Below are 21,905 nucleotides of genomic sequence, written 5' to 3' on the forward strand. Positions count from 1 at the left end.
AAATTTACAATTACCATGATACAAGTAAGTCAACTTTCAAAAACATATAACGGAACAACTGTATTAAATATCAGCAATCTTGAAATTCCAAAAGGGCAAAGTTTCGGATTGGTTGGAAATAACGGAGCAGGAAAAACAACTTTTTTCAGTTTGCTTTTAGATCTTATCCAACCTTCAACAGGATATATAAAAAGCCATGATATTCAGGTAAATACAAGTGAAAACTGGAAATCTTTTACAGGATCATTTTTAGATGAAAATTTCCTTATCGGATATTTAACTCCTGAAGAATATTTTTATTTTATTGGTGATTTGCGTAATCAGAATAAAGCAGATATCGATGCGTTATTGGCGAAATATGAGGAGTTTTTTAACGGAGAAATTTTAAAGAACAAAAAATACCTTCGTGACTTGTCAAAAGGAAACCAGAAAAAAGTGGGAATCATAGCAACACTTATTGGAAATCCTGAAGTTGTAATTTTAGATGAACCTTTTGCAAATCTAGATCCAACAACGGTTAGCCGATTGAAAAAAATCATTAAAGAATTGGCAGATGATCCAAATGTAACGGTTTTAGTTTCAAGCCACGATTTGCAGCATACAGTAGAGGTTTGTGACCGAATAGTTGCTCTTAATAAAGGTGAGGTTGTGAAAGATATTCAAACTTCAAAAGAAACCTTACAAGAACTCGAATTGTTTTTTGCAGTATAAATTTCAATATTTAAAAAAGAAGCGTATTTTTACAAGTCAATATACTAAAAACAATTTTTAGTAGTTATCTGATTTAAACTCTTTCTATTGAAAAAGAATACTCTTAAATATAGTTTTATTCTCATTTTTTTATTCTTTTTGATAGCTTGTTCTACCAAAAAAAATACATTTTTGTCTAGAACTTCTCACTCTGTTGGTACTAAATATAATATTTTGTACAATGGAGGGATTAGTTTAGATAAAGGTTTGCTTTCTATTCAGTCTAATAATGAAGATAATTTTTGGAAATTACTGCCAATAGAAAAAATGCAGTTTGACGAAAATTTTTCTGAAGGAGAAAAAGCTAAAAACCCTGATTTTGAAAGAGCTGAGACAAAAGCGACCAAAGCGATTCAGAAGCACTCGATGAATATTGGGGGTAGAGAAAAAAACACTCAGATAGATGAAGCTTACTTAATGTTGGGAAAAGCGAGATATTATGATCAGCGTTTTATCCCAGCAATTGAGGCGTTCAATTATATTTTATACAAATATCCAGAAAGTAATAATATTTACATTGCAAAAATCTGGCGCGAAAAAACCAATATGCGCTTAGGTAATGATGCCATCGCATTAAAAAACATCAAACTTTTACTTAGAAATACAGATTTAGACAAACAAACTTACGCCGATGCAAATGCTCTTCTTGCAGAAGCTTTTCTGAATTTGGAAGAAAAAGACAGTGCTGTTTCTAGACTTAGAATTGCAGAGCAGTTTACTAGAAAAAATGAAGAGCGCGCTAGATACCGTTTTATTCTTGGCCAAATGTATCAGGCTGAAGAAAAACGAGATAGCGCAATCTATTTTTATGATGCTGTAATTGATTTAAATAGAAAAGCAGATCGTAAATATATGATGCACGCTTACGCGAAAAAAGCACAAATGTTTGATTATGGAAAAGATAACGATACCATCTTTTTAAAAACATTCAATAAGCTGGTTACAGATCGTGAAAACCGTCCTTATTATGATTTTCTTTTTTATGAAATGGGAGTTTACTATGACAAAAAGAAAGATCAAGAAAATGCTTTAGTATTTTACAATAAATCTTTAGGAAGAAAATCCAAAGATCCATATTTAATGGCATCGGCATACCGTAACATTGGAAATATGTATTTCAAAAATACAGATTATACAATGGCCGCGAAGTATTATGATAGTACTTTGACAAAATTAGATCCAAAAACTAGAGAGTATGCGTTTATAGAAAAAAACAGAAAAAATCTAGATAACGTAATTAAATACGAAGCGGTTGCAAAACGTAATGATAGTATTATTACAGTTTACAATATGCCACCGACTGAAAAGAAATCTTTCTTCGAAAATTACATTGCTGAGCTTAAAAAGAAAGACGAAGAAAAAAAACTGTTTGAGGAAAAAGAAAAAGAACGATTAGCAAACATCGATCGAAATTCACAAGCACAAGGACCTGTAAATGGAGCTGTTAATCCACAATCTTTAGGTAAACCTGCAGAATCTGATGGAATCGGAATGCCTCCAGGAAGTAATAATGACAATGCAAGTACTTTTTATTTCTACAATCCAACAACGGTTGCCTACGGAAAACTGCAGTTTAAAAAAATGTGGGGTAGTAGATCTCTAGGAGGAAATTGGAGATTAGGAGGAACAAAATCTGCTAGCGATGCAATTAATGATAGCATAAATACAAAAGAAGTTGCTAATGTATTGAAAGATACCATTGTACCAGAAAAATATACTGTAGCTTATTATGTTAAACAGCTTCCAACTTCAGAAGCTGCGATGGATAGTATTGGTAAAGAACGCAATTTTGCATATTACCAATTAGGACTTATATATAAGGAGAAGTTTAAGGAATATAATTTAGCTAGTGATAAGCTCGAACAATTACTGCATAATAATCCTGAAGAAAAACTGATTTTGCCATCAATGTATAATTTGTATAAAATTTATCAAATTACAAATCCAGAAAAAGCGGAAGCAATAAAAGCTGAAATTTCGACAAAATATCCAACTTCGAGATATGCTCAGATTTTAAATAATAAATCGGACGATCCGAATTCTAATCCTGACGTAGAATACAAAAAGTGGTTTAAACTCTTTGAAGAAGAACACTTTGATGAAGTCTTAGCCAATATTGATAATTTAATTAATCAATATTCTGGCGAAGATATTGTTTCTAAATATGAATTATTAAAAGCCAATACTTTAGGAAAAGTAAATGGTTTGGAGGCTTATAAAAAAGGTCTTGAAAATGTAGCAGACAATTACCCGAACAGTGAAGAAGGTAAAAATGCTAGAGAAATTCTCGAAAAACAAGTTCCGGTTTTAGAGAGACTTAATTTTACAACTGTCGACAACAAAAATTGGAAAATACTATATCGTGTTGCTAATACCGATACTAAAACGGTTAAAAGAATTGAAGAAGCAATTAGAGTATTTTTGTTAGTTGAAAATTACGAAAGATTGACAACATCTTTGGATAAATACAATAAAACAGAAAGTTTTGTAGTTATTCATGGTTTAAAATCTGAAGCTTATGCGAATGATATTGCTGGAGTTTTCAGAGATGATAAAAAATATAAAATTCCAGATCAGGCAATAATTATATCAGCTGATAATTATAAAATTGTTCAGATTAAAAAGAATTTAGAAGCATACTTGACCCCAAAAACCCCTTAACCGCCATGTTTGAAAAAGTAAAAAAAAACGGAACTGAACAATTAGGAAAAACGAATAGAATTGTAGAAGGAACATCAATAGTAGGAGACATCGTCTCTAAAGCCGATTTTAGATTAGACGGCGAATTAATTGGAAATTTTACTTCGCAAGGCAAAATTGTTATTGGGGCCAAAGGAGTTATTAAAGGAGAAATTATTTGTAATAATGCTGACATAGAAGGAGAATTTCACGGAAAAATAAAAGTTCTTGAAACCCTTAATATTAAATCGACTGCTCAAATTCACGGAGAAGTTGCTGTAGGGCAACTCTCTATAGAACCAGGCGCAGACTTCACAGCAACTTGCACGATGCTTGCACATTCAAATCAGGTAATAATGTTAGAAGATGGAAAAGGAGCCGAATAATAATAGGAGAAACAAATGGCTTGCATTTATTAATATCCCCTTTCAAATGGGGGTTATTATTTTCTTATTCTCTTATTTCGGAACCTGGCTAGACGAAAACCATCCAAGCCCTAAAGTATATTATAATACCATTTTTGTATTAATTGGTGTCGGTATTGCATTATATAATGTAATCCGACAGGTTAATGAGATCAATAAAACAAAGTAGTTTGTAAATAAAAACCGCTTGAGATAAAAATTGCATCTTTGCATCAAAATTATTTCAAATGCTTTTAAAAAATTACAAATCCGTTTTTTATTTATTTTGTCTATCTTTAACAGCCTACATTTCACATAAAGCAATTTTTTTCGTTGGCGGAATCAATAGTCAAAGTTTTCATTATAGCTTAGAATTATTGTATTTATCATTCTTCGGAATTTCGGCTTTATTATACCTTATATTATTATTGATGAAAAAGAAGAATTTTGAAATTGTCGGGATGACATTTTTATTTGGAACTTTTGCACAAATGTTATTAGCCTATTTAGTTTTGCAGCCAATTTTAAAAATCAAAACAGGAGAGAGCGATGTTGAAAAAATGAGTTTTTTTTTAACATTTGTGCTGTTTTTGTTATTTCAGACGCTTTTAACTGTCCGATTATTAAATGAAAAGCCATAAAATAACAATTCTTTAAAACAAGGTTTAAAAATAATTTTTCATATCCTTTTGAATATTAATAAAAAATGTACCTTTGCACCAAATTTTAGAAACGTAAAAAAATAAGATTTTCCACGATATGGTGATTTCAAACAAACCACTCAGCTTTATTCTTGCTGCTTTTGTAGCTGCTTTACCGATTATGGGTTTCGCAAATCCAGAAAATGACTCGACGCATGTTCAAACTGAAACAGCTCACGAAGAGAAAGTAGTTTCACACAATGCTCACGAAGAGGGAGAGCATGTTGCTCTTGATCCAAAGGCTAAAGTAGATGCTTTTATTGATCACCACTTACAAGATTCTCATGACTTTGTTTTCTTTTCAGATGAAAAAGAAAATAAGCACTACGGTTTTCCATTACCAGTTATTTTAATTGATGGAGGTTTAAAAGTTTTCTCTTCTTCAAAATTACACCACGGAGAAGAAGTTGCAGAAGTTGACGGTAGCTACTACAAATTAGTTCACGGTAAAATTTACAAAACAGATGCAGCCGGAACAATCAACTTTGATGAGCACGGTCATCCATCAAACGAAAAACCATTAGATTTTTCGATTACTAAAAATGTTGTTTCAATGCTTTTCGTATCAGTATTATTATTCTTTATGTTTACTGGTTTAGCAAGATCATATAAAAAAGGACCAATCCCAACTGGATTTGGTAGAGTTTTAGAGCCACTAGTAATTTTCATTAGAGATGAAATTGCAGTTCCAAATATTGGAGAGAAAAAATACCGTAAATATATGGGTTACCTATTAACTGTATTTTTCTTTGTTTGGGTTTTAAACTTATTAGGAATGACTCCGCTAGGAATCAACGTAACAGGAAACATTGCTATTACAGTTTGTTTAGCAGCCTTTACATTTATCATTACTCAATTTAGTGCAAACAAAGATTATTGGGGACACATCTTCTGGATGCCAGGAGTACCAGTTCCAATGAAAATTATCTTAGCTCCAATTGAGATTTTAGGAACATTAACAAAACCATTCGCATTATTAATCCGTTTGTATGCAAACATTACTGCAGGTCACGTAGTAATTATGAGTTTGATTGCAATGATTTTTGTTGGAAAAAATTTAGCAGCAGATTTACCAATATCATTAGGTTTAACATTATTTATCTCTGTTATTGAAATCTTAGTTGCATTTTTACAAGCGTTTATTTTCACAATGTTATCATCATTGTTTATTGGTATGGCTGTTCAAGATCATGATCATGCTCACCACCACGAAGACGAAACTGCGATTATTTAATTTTTAGAAGTTTAATTTTATATATATAAATAGTTATGGGAACAATTCCAACTTTAGTAGGTGCTGGTTTAGTAGTAATCGGTGCAGGTTTAGGTTTAGGTAAAATCGGTGGATCTGCTATGGACGCTATTGCTCGTCAGCCAGAAGCTGCTGGTAAAATTCAAACTGCGATGATTATTATCGCGGCTTTATTAGAAGGTTTAGCATTCGCTGCTTTAATCTTAGGAAAATAATAAAGAGAGAAATAACAGCATCTTTAACGGTTGGTTAAAGATGTTGTTACTTTTAAAAAAGAAATTAAATATTTTAATATAGTTATAAAATGGATAAGTTAATTAACGATTTTTCATTCGGGTTATTCTTCTGGCAAGCTTTAATCTTGGTAATACTAATTTTGCTTTTAGTGAAATTTGCTTGGAAACCAATTATGGAATCTATTACTGCAAGAGAAGAAGGTATTAAAAATGCATTACTTTCAGCTGAAAATGCTAAGAGAGAAATGGAAAATTTACAAGCTGACAATCAAAGAATTTTGAATGAAGCTCGTGCTGAACGTGACGCGATGTTGAAAGAAGCTCGCGAAATGAAAGAGAAAATGATTGCTGATTCTAAAATCGAAGCACAAGAAGCAGGTCAAAAAATGATCGAGCAAGCTAAAGCTGCTATCGAAAGCGAAAAAAATGCTGCAATGGCAGAATTGAAATCTCAAGTTTCAACTCTTTCATTGAGTATTGCTGAAAAATTATTGAAAGAAGAATTATCTAACAAAGAATCTCAAACTAAATTAGTTGAGAAAATGTTAGGTGACGTAAAGTTAAACTAAGATTATGGCAAGTACAAGAGCAGCAATTCGTTATGCAAAAGCAATTCTAGACTTAGCAAACTCTAAAGGTGTTGCCGAAGCTGTCAATAACGATATGAAGTCAATTGTTTCTGCAATTGAGGCAAATGAAGAATTGAGAACATTTATTCTAAACCCAACTACAAAAGCTGAAGTTAAGGAAAGTGCTCTTTTAGAAGTTTTTTCAAATGCAAATGGAGTGACTAAAGGATTATTCCATTTATTATTCGAAAATAAAAGATTTGAAATTCTAGATGCAATTGCATTAGGATACAATAAATTATTTGATGAAGATCAAGGTGTTGAAGTAGCAAAAGTTACTACAGCAATTCCGATGGATGCTGCTTTAGAAGCTAAAGTTTTAGCAAAAGTTGCAACTTTATCAGATAAAAAAATTACAATTGAAAATATAGTAGATCCTTCAATCATTGGTGGATTTATTTTGAGAATAGGAGATAATCAGTACAACGCTTCAGTTGCAAACAGATTACAAGTATTAAAAAGAGAGTTAAGTAATTAGTTTTATAACACAAAAAGTGTCTAAATTATAAATTAAGATGGCGGAAATCAAACCTGCTGAAATTTCAGCGATATTAAGAAAGCAAGTAGAAGGTTTTGAATCTGGCGCTACGCTAGAGGAAGTAGGATCTGTACTTCAAGTTGGAGACGGTATTGCTCGTGTTTACGGGCTATCTAATGTACAATATGGAGAGTTAGTGGAATTTGATAACGGTATGGAAGGTATCGTATTGAATCTTGACGAGGATAATGTGGGTGTTGTATTATTAGGACCTTCAACAGGTATTAAAGAAGGATCTACAGCAAAAAGAACTCAACGTATTGCTTCTCTTAAAGTTGGTGAGCAAATGGTAGGACGTGTTGTTAATACTCTTGGTTTTCCAATTGATGGAAAAGGACCAATCGGTGGAGATTTATACGAAATGCCTTTAGAAAGAAAAGCACCTGGTGTTATCTTCCGTCAACCAGTAACTGAGCCATTACAAACTGGTGTAAAAGCTGTTGATGCTATGATCCCAGTTGGTCGTGGACAACGTGAGCTTGTTATTGGTGACCGTCAAACAGGTAAATCAACTGTTTGTATCGATACAATCTTAAATCAAAAAGAATTTTACGATGCAGGAAAACCTGTATTCTGTATATATGTTGCAATTGGACAAAAAGCTTCAACTGTAGCAGGAATCGCTAAAATGTTAGAAGAAAAAGGAGCAATGGCTTATACAGTTATCGTTGCTGCAAATGCTTCTGACCCAGCTCCAATGCAAGTTTATGCTCCATTCGCTGGTGCTGCAATTGGAGAGTACTTTAGAGATTCTGGTCGTCCAGCTCTTATCGTTTATGACGATTTATCTAAACAAGCTGTTGCTTACCGTGAGGTTTCTCTTTTATTAAGAAGACCACCGGGACGTGAGGCTTACCCTGGAGACGTTTTCTACTTACACTCTCGTTTATTAGAGCGTGCTTGTAAAGTAATTGCTGATGATGGTATCGCTAAAAACATGAACGATTTACCAGATTCTATCAAATCTATCGTAAAAGGTGGTGGTTCATTAACTGCTTTACCAATTATTGAAACTCAAGCTGGTGACGTTTCTGCATATATCCCAACAAACGTAATCTCTATTACAGATGGTCAGATTTTCCTTGATGGAGATTTGTTCAACTCTGGGGTTCGTCCTGCAATTAACGTAGGTATTTCTGTATCTCGTGTTGGAGGTAATGCTCAAATTAAATCTATGAAGAAAGTTTCTGGAACTTTAAAATTAGATCAAGCTCAATTCCGTGAATTAGAAGCTTTCGCTAAATTTGGTTCTGACTTAGATTCTGTTACTTTAAACGTAATTGAAAAAGGTAAAAGAAACGTTGAGATCTTAAAACAAGGTTTAAATGATCCTTATACAGTTGAAAACCAAGTAGCTATTATCTACGCTGGTTCTAAAAACTTATTAAGAAACGTTCCTGTAAATAAAGTAAAAGAATTTGAAGCTGATTTCTTAGCTTACTTAAACAGTAAACATAAAGATACGCTTAATGCTTTAAAAGCTGGTAAATTTGATGACAGCATCACTGATGTTATCGAAAAAGCAGCAAAAGAAGTTTCAGCAAAATATAACTAATTAGATAATTCGTTAATTAGATAATTAGAAAATGAAAAAACATTCTTCTAATTATCTAATTTTCAATTGTCACATTTTCTAAATAATAGATGGCAAATTTAAAGGAAATCCGTAATAGAATTACTTCCGTTTCATCGACGATGCAGATTACATCGGCTATGAAAATGGTTTCTGCTGCAAAGCTGAAGAAAGCACAAGATGCAATCACTGCAATGCGTCCTTATGCCGAGAAATTAACGGAGTTATTGCAAGATCTTTCTGCTACACTTGAAGGTGAAGTAGGAGGAGATTACACTACACAACGTGAAGTAAAAAAAGTATTGCTAGTTGCGATAACTTCTAACAGAGGTTTATGTGGTGCTTTCAATTCAAATATTATTAAAGAGATTAAAAATCGTACTGATTTTTATGCTGGAAAACAAGTTGATGTTTTTGCAATTGGTAAAAAAGGAAACGATTCTTTAAGCAAAACTCATAACGTTCACGGTCACCATAATGCAATTTTCGATAACTTAACTTTTGAAAATGTTGCTGGAATTGCAAATAATTTGACTGAGAAATTTTTATCTGGAGAATACGACAGAATTGAGTTAGTTTACAATCAGTTTAAAAATGCTGCGACTCAAATTGTTCAAACTGAGCAGTTTTTACCGTTAGCACCTATCAATACTGATGCAGCGGCTTCTACTGGAGATTATATTTTTGAACCATCAAAAGAAGAAATCGTTTTGACTTTAATTCCTAAGTCTTTAAAAACGCAATTGTATAAAGGAATCCGTGATTCATTTGCTTCTGAGCATGGAGCACGTATGACTGCAATGCATAAAGCAACAGATAATGCAACTGAATTAAGAAACCAACTGAAATTAACTTACAACAAAGCCCGTCAGGCTGCGATTACAAGTGAAATTTTGGAAATTGTTGGTGGAGCAGAAGCTTTAAACGGATAATTTATTCCGTAATATATAAAAAGAAAAGCCAGCATTTGCTGGCTTTTCTTTTTATTGGAAGTTTTATTCTTTTTTAAAAATAATTTTTTATAAAATGGTGATTCTCAAATTATAGTTAAGTTGAGAATCACTACCATTTTATAAAAAATTGACAGATAACTCTGTGTGCTTTGTCTTTCATGGGAACAAACTAGCTTTATTAATCCCAATGCTCTGTTTTTTAAGGGTTACATTTCAGCAGAATCAATCCCTGTGCTTTGTCTTTTATGGGAACAAACAAGCTTTATTAGTCCCAGTGCTCTGTTTTTATTAGGGTTACACACAGCTGAATCAATCCCTTATGCTTTGTCTTTTGTGGGAACAAACAAGCTTTATTAGTCCCAGTGCTTCCTTTTTTATAAGGGTTGTATCTAGCTTTCTCAATCCCTGTGAAACAAATTTATGCAGAACTCTTAAAAAAATGTTACATAATTTTCTGTCATATTTTATATATTTCACATGTTGTTGTGTGTTAATTATGTAACTGTTAACTAAATTGTTAAGTAATTTTGATTATAATAAATAGCAAAATTTATGAATCTATATATAAAAGAACTATCTATAATTTCTGAAATGTTAGCTGAAATTGAAACGATAAAATTTCTTTATCCTAAATTGAGTTTAGAAAAATATGAATCTTATCTTTTAGAAATGATACCGCATAACTACACTCAAATTGCAGTTTTTGAAAATGATTTTTGTGTAGGATTAACGGGCTGTTGGTCGGCTACAAAATTGTGGACAGGAAAATATCTTGAGATTGATAATTTTGTTGTAAATCCTGATTATCGATCAAGAGGCATTGGAAAAATGCTTACCGATTATGTAGAGAAAAAAGCTAATGAATTAAACTGTAGCAGTATCGTTCTTGATGCTTTTACAGGAAATTTTGCTGCTCACCGATTTTATTACAACCAAGGATATGCACCAAGAGGATTTCATTTTGTCAAAATTTTAGATGAAAAGAAAATGACGGTTTAAAAACAAACATAAGTTTTCTTTATTGCATCAACAAAAGCACCATTAAACAAAAGAAATGGTTATTTTTGTCTTACAAACATTATTAGAATTATATTTTGGGATTATATAAAAATCTATTCAAGCAAACGGCAATTTACGGACTGGCGACAGTTTTACCGAGAATGCTAAGTTTTTTATTAGTGAGATTATATACAGGAATTTTACCTACTGCCGAGTATGGTGAAGTGTCGATCGTATTGTCTTGGATGGTTTTCTTTAACGTAGTTCTTTCCTACGGAATGGAAACCGCATTTTTTAGATTTTACAGTGCAGAAGAAGATAAGAAAAATGTAATTGCAACCTCTACGATTTCAATATTTTGGACTTCAATTCTATTTCTTTTTGCAGGTTTAATTTTTAGAAATACATTGGCAAGTTTAGCAGAAGTCGATGTACAATATATTACTTATTCGGTATGGATTTTAGTTTTAGATGCATTGGTTTTAATACCGTTTTCTAAACTTAGAGCTAATCAAAGACCTATTGTTTATGCAGCAATTAAAATTGGAAACGTTGTTATAAACTTATTACTGAATATATTTTTCTTGATGTATCTTCCAAAATTAGCTGCGTCAAACCCAAATTCTGTTTGGGATAATTTATATGTAGAGAATTTCCAAATCGCTTATATTTTCATTGCTAATCTTTTGGCAAGTTTAGCAACGTTCATTGTGCTTTCTCCAAATTATCTTTCGCTTGGACGAAAATTCGATCCAATTCTTTGGAAAAAAATGATGAAATACGGGCTTCCTATTTTGGTTGCCGGTTTGGCTTTTGCCGTAAATGAGCATTTCGATAAAATTCTTTTAGGATATTTACTCCCTGAAAATTTAGCAAAATCTGAAGTTGGAGCATATTCTGCTTGTTACAAATTAGGATTGTTTATGGTTCTTTTTGCAACAGCTTTCAGATTAGGAATCGAGCCTTTCTTTTTTAGTCATGCAAAAAATGAAAATGCTCCGCAAACTTACGCCGTTATTACTAAATATTTTGTGATTCTTGGATCACTGATTTTATTAGGCGTTATCGTTTTTGCAGATTTTTTAAAATATTTATTATTAGATAACAAATCGTATTGGGAAGCCATGAAAGTTGTGCCATTAATTATTCTGGCAAATTTCTTTTTAGGAATTTACAACAACTTGTCGGTTTGGTATAAACTTACGGACAAGACAAAAATTGGTGCTTACATTTCTATTGTAGGTGCTATTGTTACTTTAATTTTAAATTATCTTTTAATTCCGAAGTACAGTTACTATGGTTCTGCGATTGCAACTATTTCGGCTTACGGAAGCATGATGCTTATTTCGTATATTCTAGGAAATAAGTATTATCCAATTCCTTATGATATGAACAAAATTGGTGCTTATTTAGGAGTTTCAATATTATTTTCCATTATCTCATTTTATGGATTTAGAGAAAAATATTATGTTGGAATTCCACTTCTTTTAGTGTTTATGTATATGGTTTACCATTTTGAAAAAGATACTATTAAAGGAATAATGAAGAGAAAATAAGACGCTTTAAAAAATTTTATATTTAAAAATGAAAATTCAAATTATCAATAAATCACAACACGATTTACCAAATTACGAAACTATTGCATCTGCAGGAATGGATTTGCGTGCCAATATTACGGAACCAATTACGTTAAAACCTTTAGAAAGAACTATTGTAAAAACAGGACTTTTTATCGAATTACCAATAGGTTATGAAGCGCAAGTAAGGCCAAGAAGCGGTCTGGCTGCAAAAAAAGGTGTGACTGTTTTGAATTCACCAGGAACTGTTGATGCAGATTATAGAGGAGAAATAGGAGTAATTTTAGTAAATTTATCTAATGATGATTTTGTAATTGAAAACGGAGAGAGAATTGCACAGCTGATTATTGCAAAACATGAAAGAGCAGAATGGATTGAAGTTGAAACACTTTCTGAAACATCAAGAGGTGAAGGAGGCTTTGGAAGTACTGGAGTGAAATAAATTTCTGCAAAAGAAATACTGAAAAAAGAAAGACCAAACCCAATGAAGATTTTTTAAAATCTTCCCATAAAATCAAATAAAGAAATGAAGATAATTGTGCCAATGGCAGGCCGTGGATCGAGATTGAGGCCTCATACATTAACAGTTCCAAAACCATTAATTCCAGTTGCAGGAAAATCGATTGTACATCGTTTAGTTGAAGATATTGCCAAAATATTAAAAGAACCAATTGAAGAAGTTGCTTTTATCTTAGGAGATGAAGCTTTCTTTGGAGATGATGTTGTAGCAAGTTTAGAAGATTTAGCAAAAGGATTAGGAGCAAAAGCTTCAATCTACCGTCAGGATCAACCGTTAGGAACTGGACACGCTATTATGTGTGCGAAGGAATCTCTTTCAGGACCAGCTGTAATCGCTTATGCAGATACTTTAATTAGAGCAGATTTCGAATTAGATCCAGAAGCTGATGCTGTGATTTGGGTAAAACAAGTAGATCAGCCAGAAGCTTTTGGTGTGGTAAAATTGAACCAGAATAATGAAATTATAGAGTTGGTTGAAAAACCAAAAGAGTTTGTAAGCGACTTAGCAGTTATCGGAATTTATTATTTTAAAGAAGTTGGAATTCTAAGAAATGAACTTCAAAATGTTTTGGATAATAATATTCAGAATGGTGGCGAATACCAGATTAATGATGGTATCAAAGCAATGATGGCAAACGGAAAAGTTTTCAAAACAGGAAGCGTTGACGAATGGATGGACTGTGGTAACAAAGATGTTACTGTTGAAACCAATACAAGAATGTTAGGCTTTTTACACAATGACGGCGAGCACTTAGTAGATTATGGTGTAACTTTAGAAAATTCAACAATTATTCCTCCGTGCTACATTGGACAAAATGTTGTTTTGAAAAACACTACAATCGGACCAAATGTTTCTCTTGGAAATGGTTGTCATGTAACAGACAGTACAATCAAAAACAGTTTGATTCAAACGTATTCTCAAATTAAAAATGCTAGTCTTGATAATGCAATGATCGGAAATCATGTAAGTTATGATGGTAAATTTACAAGCATTAGTATTGGGGATTATGCTGTTTTAGAATAAAATAAAAATTAAGAAAGTTTCGTTTTGTTTTAAATGTAATTTTTAGAAATGATCAGAAAAAGAGTTTTTACAGTTTTATTTTTTGCTTTGTTTAGCACTTCATTTTCGGTTTTTGCACAAACAGAACCCGAAGATATTGCTATGGCAACAGATGAATATCAAGACTCATTTTATGAATCGTTAAAACAAAAAGGAATTGAAAATTATGATAAAGCTATTGTGTCATTGGAGAAGTGTATCAAGCTAAAACCCAATGACGCAGTTGCTTATTTCGAATTAGGGAAAAATTATCTGTCGCTTAAACAATACCAAAATGCACAAGATGCTTTTGAAAAAGCGACACAGCTTGATCCTAAAAACAAATGGTTTTGGCTTGGAATTTATGATGTAAGTTACGAGACAAAAAACTATCCGCTGGCAATTGAAATTATTCAGAAAATAATTGTTTTTGACGAAGAGTACAAAGACGATTTGATTTCGTTATACATGATTACCAATCAGTATGATAAAGCGCTGATTGCGATAAATGAAATGAATGATAAGTTCGGAAAATCTTCTGATCGAGAAATTTATAAAGCGCAGATTTTATCGCAGGGAAAATATCAGAATGCTGAAATTGATAATCTAATTCAGCAGATTAAAAAAGATCCGAAAGAAGAATCCAATTATTTGAATCTTATTTTATTGTATTCAAAAAACAATGAAAATGAGAAATCGCTTGAAGTAGCAAAACAGTTGGCAAAAGAAATTCCGAATTCAGAATGGGGACAGGTGAGTTTGTTCAAAACTTATTTAGATGCCAATCAGGCAGATAAAGCTATAAAATCGATGAATGTGATTTTAGCAAGTTCAAAAATCGATTCAAAAATCAAACACAGAACTTTGAATGAATTTTTGATTTATGTAAATAAAAATCCACAATATTCTGCCGATTTGGAAAAAGCTATTTCTTATTTTGACAATGATAAAGATGTAGATGTTGCTAAAGAAATTGGAAAGTTTTATCACAGCAAAGGTCAGTTTGAAAATGCAATTAAATATTATGAAAAAGATTTAAAAGCAAATTCAGATACTGATCTTGAAACCAATATGTTACTGCTAGAAGCGTATGCGCAGGCAAAACAATTTGAACCCATGACAAAAAGAGCCATGATGCTGATTGAAGTTTATCCGAGTCAGGCTCAGTTTTATTACTTTGCAGGTTTAGGAAGTAATCAGCAAAAGCAATTTAAAAATGCAAAAACTGTCTTAGAAATGGGTCTTGATTATGTGGTGGATGACGTAAAATTAGAATCAAATTTTAATATTCAATTAGGAGAAGCTTACAATGGATTGGGAGATGCAAAGAAAAAAGAGGAATACTTTTTGAAGGCAAATGAAGTATTAAAAAAGAAAAAATAAAAGAAGAATGCAGATGAAAAAATATATATCAATACTAGTATTGTCTATTGCTGTAATTTCATGTAAGTCGAAAGCAGTAGCAGTACAAGGAAGTACAAGCCAGACAGTTGCACCAAAAGAAGACAAAAAAGTAATCGAAAAACATTATGATAACAAATTAGATTTTTCTACTTTATACATAAAAGCAAGTGCAAAATATGTTGATGAAAAACAAAGCCAAAATGTTACTGCTGAAATCAGAATTGAAAAAGATAAACAGATTTTAATTAGCGTTCGTTTCTTAGGAATTACAATGGCTAAAGCCTTAATAACACCTTCTGCAGTAAGTTATTATGAGAAAATAAACGGTAGTTATTATGAAGGAGATTTTACAAGTTTGAGCAAATGGTTAGGAACTGATTTAGATTATAGTAAAGTTCAGAATCTTTTGGTTGGAGAAGCTTTTGACGATTTAAGAAAAGGAAAATATACGCAGACAATTGTAGATAATCTTTTCAGACTGGATGAAGAAAAAGATGCTAATTTGAAGAAAACCTTCTTCTTAGATGGTGAAAAGTATTTAGTTCAGAAAGAAGAAATTTCACAGCCATCAGAAAACAGAACATTACAAATTGCATATTCTGACAGTAAAAATTTCGATCAGGGAACACTTCCAACAAGTATCGAAATTAATGCAGTACAGCCAAAAGGAAAAACAAATATAAATTTGAATTATAATAATATTTCATTTAATGAAGAACTTTCTTTTCCGTATAGTGTTCCAAGCGGTTATAAAAAAGTGACAATTAAGTAAATTTGCAAAAATAAAAATAGAAACATGCCAAAATTTCTCCTAAGTCTAGTTTTAATTTGTGCCACTACGTTTGTATGGGCGCAGGATTCTCAGCAAGAAAAACTGGAGCAACGTAAAGCTCAAATTCAGCAGGAAATCAGAGATAACGAAAAGATGCTTCAGTCTGTTCGAAAAAAAGAGAAATCTGCTGTGAATGAATATTTAATTCAGGCGAACAAAATAAAACTAAAAGAGAAATTAATTAATACTACGGCAAAACAAGAAAGATTGATTAGTAACGATATGTATATTAATCAAGTTCAGGTAAATAAACTTAAAAAAGAACTAAAAGTTTTAAAAGAAGATTATGCTGTGATGATTTTAAAATCATACAAAAGTCGTTCTGAACAGAGCCGTGCAATGTTCATTTTATCTTCTGAAAGTTTTTTACAAGCTTATAAAAGAGCACAATACTTAAAGCAATATACTGCTTTCAGAAAAAATCAAGGTCTTGAAATTCAGTCCAAAACGGCTCAGTTAGTTGATTTTAATGCTAAACTTGACGGACAAAGACAGGTAAAAAAGAAGATAATTGCTGAAAATCAGAAAGAGAAAGTTTCTCTTGAAGCAGAGAAAAAAGAACAGCAGAAATTAGTTAATTCGCTTAAAAAAGATAAAAATAAGATTGCGGCTGATATTAAATCAAAGCAAAAAGAGTCAAAAGCAATTGATGCAAAAATCAAAGACCTTATTCGAGAGCAAATTAGGAAAGCAAATGAAGAGAGAAGAAGAAAAGTAGAAGAAGAAAGACAAAGAATAATAGCTGAGAACAAGAAAAAAGGTGTTGAGACTAAGGATGCTGATTTGCCAAAACCGCCACCGCCTGCCTCTTCAGATAGAATTGAATTAACACCTGAAGGTAAAATTTTAGCTGCTGATTTTAAAGCGAACAGAGGAAAGTTGCCTTGGCCGGTTGAAAAAGGATTTATATCTCTTGGTTATGGAGATAACCCTCACCCGTTGCATCCATCAATTACAGTACACAATTCTGGAGTTGAGATTACTACAGAAGATGGTGCAACAGCTCGTGCGGTTTTTGAAGGAACTGTGTCAAAAGTTATTGCATTGTCGCCAGTAAACAGAGCAGTTTTTATTCAACATGGTGATTATTTTACTGTCTATCAAAATCTTAGTTCTGTATCGGTTGAACAAGGCGATAAAGTAAAAGTTAAACAAAGCCTTGGAAAAGTAAGAACAAGTGGAGATACAGGAAAAACAATTATTAAATTCCTTATACTTCAAAATACTTCATACAACAATCCAGAAGGATGGTTGCAAGGTAGATAAAAATTTAAGGGAGCATTTAGCTCCCTTTTTTATTCAATTATAATTTAATCGTATTGTTCTATTAAATATTTTATGACATCAGTAGTTGTTACAATTCCTTTGAGTTCACCTTTATCAACAACAGGTAGAGCATGAAAATCTTCTTTTGCAAAAATCTCTGCCAAATCTCTTATTATTGTATCAGATGATACTGTTTTAGGTTTCGAAGTCATAACCTGAGAAATAGTTAGCATTTCTAGTATCGCTTCATCGGCATTTTGCTGACCTTCAAATAAAGCTCCAAAAGTTAATCGGTTAATATCTGTTCGGCTAATTATTCCAATTACTTCTTTACCTTTTACAATCGGAATGTGACGGATTGTATTTGCTTTTAATTTTTCGACTACTGTTTTAAGATCATCTTTTTCGTTTGCAGTCACTACTGTTTTTGTCATAATATGACTGATTGGTTCTCTTTTTTTCATAATATTTTGGCTTTTATTTTATATTAAAGATGTAAAATATTTCAGACAATAAATATGATTTTTATCATCTTTAAATAGTGAAATAGAGAGAATTAAAAAGGAAGAATTGGCTTTATTTAGCAAAAGAAATAAAGTTATTTTGGAGAAAACGATATCAGAATATAAAAATCACTCCATTGTTCATTTGAAATTGTAGAGAGTAAAATTTAAAAGTAGTATTTTTGCAGTATGGAAACAAATAGACAGAAAAAAATAGGCGGTGTTCTTCAGAAAGATCTGGTTGATATCTTGCAAGGTGAAGTGAGAAAAAACGGAATTACTAATTTGGTAATTTCTGTATCCAAAGTAAGTGTAACTACAGATTTATCTGTGGCAACAGTATATTTAAGCATTTTTCCGCAAGTAAAAGCCAAAGAAACTTTAGAGGCAATAAAAACCAATACAACTTTAATCAAACATGATTTGTCACAGCGTGTGCGTTTGCAATTGCGTCGTGTTCCGAATTTGGTATTCTTTATAGACGACTCTCTAGATTACATCGAGAAAATCGACAATGCGCTTGCAGATAAAGAAAACCCAATAGAAAATCGTGATCTTTTAGAAAAAAGAAGAAAGTCATAATTTGAATTTTCCTTTATACATAGCCAAACGTTATATTTTTAGCGGCAGTAAAAACAATGCTATAAATATCATTAATCGTATTGCCAGCATGGGAATCATTGTTGGTACGATGGCTTTGTTCGTAGTTTTATCTGTTTTCAGCGGACTTAAAGTTTTTAGTCTTTCGTTTACAAATGAAATTGATCCTGATTTAAAATTGGTAAGTACGTATGGAAAGTCTTTTGTACTTACACCAGATCAGGAAAATCAGATTAAGAAAATTAATGGCGTTGCTTCTTATACCAAAATAATAGAAGAGCGTGTACTGTTTTTATTTAAAGACAAACAGCAAGTTACTTATTTAAAAGGCGTTGACAGCTTATATCCAGTTGTTAATGATATCAAGAAAAAGCTATTTAATGGACAATGGCTAAAACCAGATAGTTTTCAGGTTGTCATTGGTTATGGTTTATCTCAAAATTTCTCTATGGGAATTCTTGATTTTGAAAACCCACTTCAGATTTTTGCCCCAAAACCAGGAAAAGGAGCAATCGATAATCCAGAAGAAGCTTTCAATAAAACAGATGTTTTACCTGTTGGAATTTATTCAATTAGCGAAGATTTGGATTCAAAATATGTATTTGCAGATTTAGGATTAGTACAGGAATTATTAATGTACAAACCAAATCAGATTTCTGGAATTGAATTTAAATTAAAAGAAAATGCTGATGAAGCTTCAGTAACCGCGCAGCTTAATTCTATTTTTAAAAATAAAATCACTTTAAAAAATAGAGCGCAGTTAAATGAGTCTTTGTATAAAATGCTTAATACAGAAAATATTGCGGTTTACTTGATTTTTACTTTAGTGATTATCGTGGCACTTTTTAATTTGATCGGAGCCTTAATTATGATGATTTTAGAAAAGAAAGGAAATCTTAAAACTCTTTTCAATTTAGGAACAGATATCAGTCATCTTCGAAAAATATTCCTGCTTCAGGGAACATTATTAAGTGTTTTTGGTGGTTTGATAGGACTTGTTTTAGGAGTCATTCTCGTTATTCTTCAACAGCAGTTTGAACTTATAATGATCACGCCAACTCTGGCTTATCCAGTAGTTTTTACTGTAGAAAATGTTCTAATTGTAATGGCAACTATTATTTCTCTAGGTTTTGTTGCTTCACTAATTGCAAGCGGCCGCGTTAGTAAAAAACTACTTGATTAAAAACTACTTAAGAAATATTAATTATATTTACCGCCTTAAAAAACTACAGCATATGATTGTTTCTGCCTAATCCTAATTTTATTTTTTAGAATAATTAGGATACTTACGTTTACTTTTTTAGTTCAGATTTAAATGCATCTGAACCAATTTTATCATTTATCCTAAAATATCATGACAGAAACAACTATAAAGAAAAGCTTCTTTTCTAAATTTTTTACCACTTTAAAACAAGCCTTAAAAGGCGACGAATCTTTTGATTATACTTCTGGAAGTATCAAAAAAGCCGTAATTCTATTGGCCATTCCGATGGTTTTAGAAATGATGATGGAATCGGTTTTTGCTCTGGTTGATTTATATTTCGTTGGGCATTTGGAACATAGCAGTTTTGCCATTCAGACTGTTGGTTTAACCGAATCGGTATTGACTGTAATTTATTCTCTAGCAATCGGAATGAGTATGGCAGCAACAGCAGTCGTAGCAAGACGAATTGGAGAAAAAGATCCTATCGCTGCAGCGAAAGCTGGAATGCAAGCGATTATTGTAGCATTTGTAATTAATAGTTTGATGAGTATTTTCGGAATTATTTATGCAAAAGATATTCTACTGTTTATGGGAGCATCTGCTGAAGCTGCCGAGCATGGTTTCCGATTTACGCAAATTATGATTGGTTCAAGTTTATGTATTATGCTTTTGTTTTTAATAAACGGAATATTTCGTGGAGCGGGAAATGCAGCAATTGCCATGAAAAGTCTTTGGATTGCGAACATTTGCAATATCATTTTATGCCCTATTTTAATTAATGGTTTTGGACCAATTCCAGCTTTTGGATTAGTTGGCGCGGCGCTGGCAACGACTATTGGAAGAAGTATTGGAGTTTTATATCAAGTGTATCATTTGTTTTTTGGAAACGGGATTTTAAAAATTAAGATTCCATATTTTGCTCCAGATTTTACACAAATAAAAGCATTAGTAAAAATTGCGGCTCCAGGAATTTTACAATTCGTAATTGCATCTTGCAGCTGGATTTTCTTAGCACAATTAGTGGCAACAACTGGAGGGGACCATGGTTCTGCGGGTTATCAGACAGCTTTAAGAATTATGATGTTTTTCATACTTCCAGCTTGGGGTTTGAGTAATGCAGCTGCGACTTTGGTTGGACAAAATTTAGGAGCTAAACAAATCGAACGTGCCGAAAAATCGGTTTATACGACTGCAAGATATAATGTAATTTTCATGGCTTCGATTATGATTATTACTTTGGCTTTTGGACAATATATTATTTCGTTTTTCACGAATGACGATCAAGTAAAAACCATTGCAATTGAAGCATTACAAATCATGAGCATCGGTTTTATTTTCTACGGAATAGGAATGGTTTTGATTAATACTTTCAATGGAGCAGGAGATACCTGGACACCAACCGGAATTAACTTCTTCGGATTTTGGCTGTTTCAAATTCCATTAGCTTTTGTTCTTGCAAAACATTTTAATATGGGACCAACTGGAGTTTTTATTGCGATTCCTGTTGCTGAAACTGCTATAACTTTGGCAGGAATCTTTTTTTATAAAAGAGGTAAGTGGAAACGAGTTCAAGTATAAGAAACAAAACGGTCTTCATAATTGGAGGCCGTTTTTTTTGAATTAAAAGTTAAATATTTTACATAGTAAGTTTATAAATGTAAAATATTGTACCTTTGGATGTACGTTTTAAAGTACGAAATTATGAAAGCAATTACAATATCAACATTAAGAAAGAATATAAAAAATTATTTTGATGAAGTTTCAGAATCATCAGAAGTAATAGTTGTTCCGAGAAATTCGGAAGAAGATGCGGTTGTAATAATTTCTATGAAAGAGTACAATTCAATATTAGAAACACAACATTTGTTATCTACTAAAGCAAATAGAAAAAGACTTTCAGAATCTATAGAACAAATGGAAAAAGGAAAACTTGTAGACTTTAACCCAGATGAACTTTAGATTATTATGGACATTTGTTTTACTAAAAATGGTTGGGAAGAATTTGAATATTGGTTAGAAAACGATACAGATACCGCAATAAAAATAAAAGAATTAATAAAATCTATTCGCGAAAATCCTTTTAAAGGAATTGGAAAACCGGAGCCTTTAAGACATGACTTAAAAAGTTTTTGGTCTCGCCGAATTACAGGAGAACATAGGCTGGTTTATAAAGTTTCAGGAACGAAAAGTGTTGATCAAAAATGTGTGATTTTACAATGTCGATTCCATTATGATGATTAAAAA

The 21,905-nt window shown here is 32.0% G+C and carries 24 protein-coding genes; 23 read left to right on the top strand and 1 reads right to left on the bottom strand.

Annotated features, from left to right (window positions below; all coding sequences use genetic code 11):
* The first annotated feature begins 15 nt into the window (after positions 1–15).
* The 18 genes from DM444_RS04345 (at position 16) to DM444_RS04430 (ending at position 17,354) form a co-directional block, all read left to right on the top strand.
* Complete coding sequence (locus tag DM444_RS04345; protein WP_111284347.1) at positions 16–711, top strand: ABC transporter ATP-binding protein; 696 nt, start codon at positions 16–18, stop codon at positions 709–711.
* Between the two features lie 138 nt (positions 712–849).
* Entirely contained in the window at positions 850–3,411 is a 2,562-nt protein-coding gene (gene porW, locus DM444_RS04350) for a type IX secretion system periplasmic lipoprotein PorW/SprE (RefSeq protein WP_455423260.1), read from the top strand.
* A 5-nt stretch (positions 3,412–3,416) separates the two neighbouring features.
* Complete coding sequence (locus DM444_RS04355; protein WP_111284351.1) at positions 3,417–3,815, top strand: bactofilin family protein; 399 nt, start codon at positions 3,417–3,419, stop codon at positions 3,813–3,815.
* Positions 3,796–4,023: an AtpZ/AtpI family protein gene (locus tag DM444_RS04360; protein ID WP_111284353.1), complete on the top strand. Its 228-nt coding sequence runs from the start codon at positions 3,796–3,798 to the stop codon at positions 4,021–4,023. The genes DM444_RS04355 and DM444_RS04360 overlap by 20 nt, the downstream gene beginning before the upstream one ends.
* 58 nt (positions 4,024–4,081) lie before the next feature.
* The gene (locus DM444_RS04365) at positions 4,082–4,474 is read left to right on the top strand and encodes a hypothetical protein (RefSeq protein ID WP_111284355.1); all 393 of its coding nucleotides are present in this window, start codon (positions 4,082–4,084) and stop codon (positions 4,472–4,474) included.
* A 118-nt stretch (positions 4,475–4,592) separates the two neighbouring features.
* Positions 4,593–5,768, top strand: coding sequence for a F0F1 ATP synthase subunit A (atpB, locus tag DM444_RS04370; RefSeq protein ID WP_111284357.1), 1,176 nt, complete (start codon positions 4,593–4,595; stop codon positions 5,766–5,768).
* Between the two features lie 35 nt (positions 5,769–5,803).
* Positions 5,804–6,001, top strand: coding sequence for an ATP synthase F0 subunit C (atpE, locus tag DM444_RS04375; RefSeq protein ID WP_008465835.1), 198 nt, complete (start codon positions 5,804–5,806; stop codon positions 5,999–6,001).
* Between the two features lie 89 nt (positions 6,002–6,090).
* Complete coding sequence (locus tag DM444_RS04380; protein WP_111284369.1) at positions 6,091–6,591, top strand: F0F1 ATP synthase subunit B; 501 nt, start codon at positions 6,091–6,093, stop codon at positions 6,589–6,591.
* Positions 6,592–6,595: 4 nt separating this feature from the next.
* Positions 6,596–7,129, top strand: a complete 534-nt coding sequence (gene atpH, locus DM444_RS04385; RefSeq protein ID WP_111284372.1) for an ATP synthase F1 subunit delta — start codon at positions 6,596–6,598, stop codon at positions 7,127–7,129.
* Positions 7,130–7,166: 37 nt separating this feature from the next.
* Positions 7,167–8,744: a F0F1 ATP synthase subunit alpha gene (gene atpA, locus DM444_RS04390; protein WP_111284374.1), complete on the top strand. Its 1,578-nt coding sequence runs from the start codon at positions 7,167–7,169 to the stop codon at positions 8,742–8,744.
* An 89-nt stretch (positions 8,745–8,833) separates the two neighbouring features.
* Positions 8,834–9,694, top strand: coding sequence for an ATP synthase F1 subunit gamma (gene atpG, locus DM444_RS04395; protein ID WP_111284376.1), 861 nt, complete (start codon positions 8,834–8,836; stop codon positions 9,692–9,694).
* 573 nt (positions 9,695–10,267) lie between these two features.
* Positions 10,268–10,714 (top strand): GNAT family N-acetyltransferase, encoded by a 447-nt coding sequence (locus DM444_RS04400; protein WP_111284378.1) that lies wholly within the window; start codon positions 10,268–10,270, stop codon positions 10,712–10,714.
* A 95-nt stretch (positions 10,715–10,809) separates the two neighbouring features.
* A complete protein-coding gene (locus DM444_RS04405; RefSeq protein ID WP_111284380.1) occupies positions 10,810–12,270 on the top strand; it encodes a lipopolysaccharide biosynthesis protein in 1,461 nt (486 codons plus the stop codon).
* 28 nt (positions 12,271–12,298) lie between these two features.
* Positions 12,299–12,733 carry a dUTP diphosphatase gene (dut, locus tag DM444_RS04410; RefSeq protein ID WP_111284382.1) on the top strand — a complete coding sequence of 145 codons (435 nt, stop codon included), beginning with the start codon at positions 12,299–12,301 and terminating at the stop codon, positions 12,731–12,733.
* A gap of 84 nt (positions 12,734–12,817) precedes the next feature.
* Positions 12,818–13,834 carry a sugar phosphate nucleotidyltransferase gene (locus DM444_RS04415; protein ID WP_111284384.1) on the top strand — a complete coding sequence of 339 codons (1,017 nt, stop codon included), beginning with the start codon at positions 12,818–12,820 and terminating at the stop codon, positions 13,832–13,834.
* A 48-nt stretch (positions 13,835–13,882) separates the two neighbouring features.
* Entirely contained in the window at positions 13,883–15,235 is a 1,353-nt protein-coding gene (locus DM444_RS04420; protein ID WP_111284386.1) for a tetratricopeptide repeat protein, read from the top strand.
* 13 nt (positions 15,236–15,248) lie between these two features.
* On the top strand, positions 15,249–16,028 hold the full coding sequence (locus tag DM444_RS04425; protein ID WP_111284520.1) for a DUF4292 domain-containing protein: 780 nt from the start codon (positions 15,249–15,251) through the stop codon (positions 16,026–16,028).
* 24 nt (positions 16,029–16,052) lie between these two features.
* The gene (locus tag DM444_RS04430) at positions 16,053–17,354 is read left to right on the top strand and encodes a murein hydrolase activator EnvC family protein (RefSeq protein ID WP_111284388.1); all 1,302 of its coding nucleotides are present in this window, start codon (positions 16,053–16,055) and stop codon (positions 17,352–17,354) included.
* Between the two features lie 44 nt (positions 17,355–17,398).
* On the opposite strand, the gene DM444_RS04435 is transcribed toward DM444_RS04430, so the two are convergent.
* Positions 17,399–17,818: a CBS domain-containing protein gene (locus DM444_RS04435; RefSeq protein ID WP_111284391.1), complete on the bottom strand. Its 420-nt coding sequence runs from the start codon at positions 17,816–17,818 to the stop codon at positions 17,399–17,401.
* A 228-nt stretch (positions 17,819–18,046) separates the two neighbouring features.
* On the opposite strand from DM444_RS04435, the gene rbfA reads away from it, so the two are divergent.
* From rbfA to DM444_RS04460, 5 genes are all read left to right on the top strand, one after another.
* Positions 18,047–18,439: a 30S ribosome-binding factor RbfA gene (gene rbfA, locus DM444_RS04440; protein WP_111284393.1), complete on the top strand. Its 393-nt coding sequence runs from the start codon at positions 18,047–18,049 to the stop codon at positions 18,437–18,439.
* 1 nt (position 18,440) lies between these two features.
* Entirely contained in the window at positions 18,441–19,640 is a 1,200-nt protein-coding gene (locus DM444_RS04445; protein ID WP_111284395.1) for an ABC transporter permease, read from the top strand.
* 171 nt (positions 19,641–19,811) lie between these two features.
* Positions 19,812–21,239 (top strand): MATE family efflux transporter, encoded by a 1,428-nt coding sequence (locus tag DM444_RS04450; protein WP_111284397.1) that lies wholly within the window; start codon positions 19,812–19,814, stop codon positions 21,237–21,239.
* Between the two features lie 123 nt (positions 21,240–21,362).
* Entirely contained in the window at positions 21,363–21,620 is a 258-nt protein-coding gene (locus tag DM444_RS04455) for a type II toxin-antitoxin system Phd/YefM family antitoxin (RefSeq protein WP_162614916.1), read from the top strand.
* A gap of 6 nt (positions 21,621–21,626) precedes the next feature.
* Positions 21,627–21,902, top strand: coding sequence for a Txe/YoeB family addiction module toxin (locus tag DM444_RS04460; protein WP_109191262.1), 276 nt, complete (start codon positions 21,627–21,629; stop codon positions 21,900–21,902).
* Positions 21,903–21,905 lie beyond the last annotated feature (3 nt).

The sequence above is a fragment of the Flavobacterium ginsenosidimutans genome (genome assembly GCF_003254625.1).
Classification (GTDB): domain Bacteria; phylum Bacteroidota; class Bacteroidia; order Flavobacteriales; family Flavobacteriaceae; genus Flavobacterium; species Flavobacterium ginsenosidimutans.

What these genes read in the sequence shown, in the direction of transcription:
- atpA (WP_111284374.1), top strand. Translation starts at nt 7,167, where the DNA reads ATGGCGGAAATCAAACCTGCTGAAATTTCAGCGATATTAAGAAAGCAA.
- DM444_RS04355 (WP_111284351.1), top strand. Translation starts at nt 3,417, where the DNA reads ATGTTTGAAAAAGTAAAAAAAAACGGAACTGAACAATTAGGAAAAACG.
- rbfA (WP_111284393.1), top strand. Translation starts at nt 18,047, where the DNA reads ATGGAAACAAATAGACAGAAAAAAATAGGCGGTGTTCTTCAGAAAGAT.
- DM444_RS04400 (WP_111284378.1), top strand. Translation starts at nt 10,268, where the DNA reads ATGAATCTATATATAAAAGAACTATCTATAATTTCTGAAATGTTAGCT.
- dut (WP_111284382.1), top strand. Translation starts at nt 12,299, where the DNA reads ATGAAAATTCAAATTATCAATAAATCACAACACGATTTACCAAATTAC.
- DM444_RS04435 (WP_111284391.1), bottom strand. Translation starts at nt 17,818, where the DNA reads ATGAAAAAAAGAGAACCAATCAGTCATATTATGACAAAAACAGTAGTG.
- atpG (WP_111284376.1), top strand. Translation starts at nt 8,834, where the DNA reads ATGGCAAATTTAAAGGAAATCCGTAATAGAATTACTTCCGTTTCATCG.
- atpE (WP_008465835.1), top strand. Translation starts at nt 5,804, where the DNA reads ATGGGAACAATTCCAACTTTAGTAGGTGCTGGTTTAGTAGTAATCGGT.
- DM444_RS04425 (WP_111284520.1), top strand. Translation starts at nt 15,249, where the DNA reads ATGAAAAAATATATATCAATACTAGTATTGTCTATTGCTGTAATTTCA.
- DM444_RS04430 (WP_111284388.1), top strand. Translation starts at nt 16,053, where the DNA reads ATGCCAAAATTTCTCCTAAGTCTAGTTTTAATTTGTGCCACTACGTTT.
- DM444_RS04360 (WP_111284353.1), top strand. Translation starts at nt 3,796, where the DNA reads ATGGAAAAGGAGCCGAATAATAATAGGAGAAACAAATGGCTTGCATTT.
- atpH (WP_111284372.1), top strand. Translation starts at nt 6,596, where the DNA reads ATGGCAAGTACAAGAGCAGCAATTCGTTATGCAAAAGCAATTCTAGAC.
- DM444_RS04420 (WP_111284386.1), top strand. Translation starts at nt 13,883, where the DNA reads ATGATCAGAAAAAGAGTTTTTACAGTTTTATTTTTTGCTTTGTTTAGC.
- DM444_RS04365 (WP_111284355.1), top strand. Translation starts at nt 4,082, where the DNA reads ATGCTTTTAAAAAATTACAAATCCGTTTTTTATTTATTTTGTCTATCT.
- DM444_RS04450 (WP_111284397.1), top strand. Translation starts at nt 19,812, where the DNA reads ATGACAGAAACAACTATAAAGAAAAGCTTCTTTTCTAAATTTTTTACC.
- DM444_RS04415 (WP_111284384.1), top strand. Translation starts at nt 12,818, where the DNA reads ATGAAGATAATTGTGCCAATGGCAGGCCGTGGATCGAGATTGAGGCCT.
- DM444_RS04380 (WP_111284369.1), top strand. Translation starts at nt 6,091, where the DNA reads ATGGATAAGTTAATTAACGATTTTTCATTCGGGTTATTCTTCTGGCAA.
- DM444_RS04455 (WP_162614916.1), top strand. Translation starts at nt 21,363, where the DNA reads ATGAAAGCAATTACAATATCAACATTAAGAAAGAATATAAAAAATTAT.
- DM444_RS04460 (WP_109191262.1), top strand. Translation starts at nt 21,627, where the DNA reads ATGGACATTTGTTTTACTAAAAATGGTTGGGAAGAATTTGAATATTGG.
- DM444_RS04345 (WP_111284347.1), top strand. Translation starts at nt 16, where the DNA reads ATGATACAAGTAAGTCAACTTTCAAAAACATATAACGGAACAACTGTA.
- atpB (WP_111284357.1), top strand. Translation starts at nt 4,593, where the DNA reads ATGGTGATTTCAAACAAACCACTCAGCTTTATTCTTGCTGCTTTTGTA.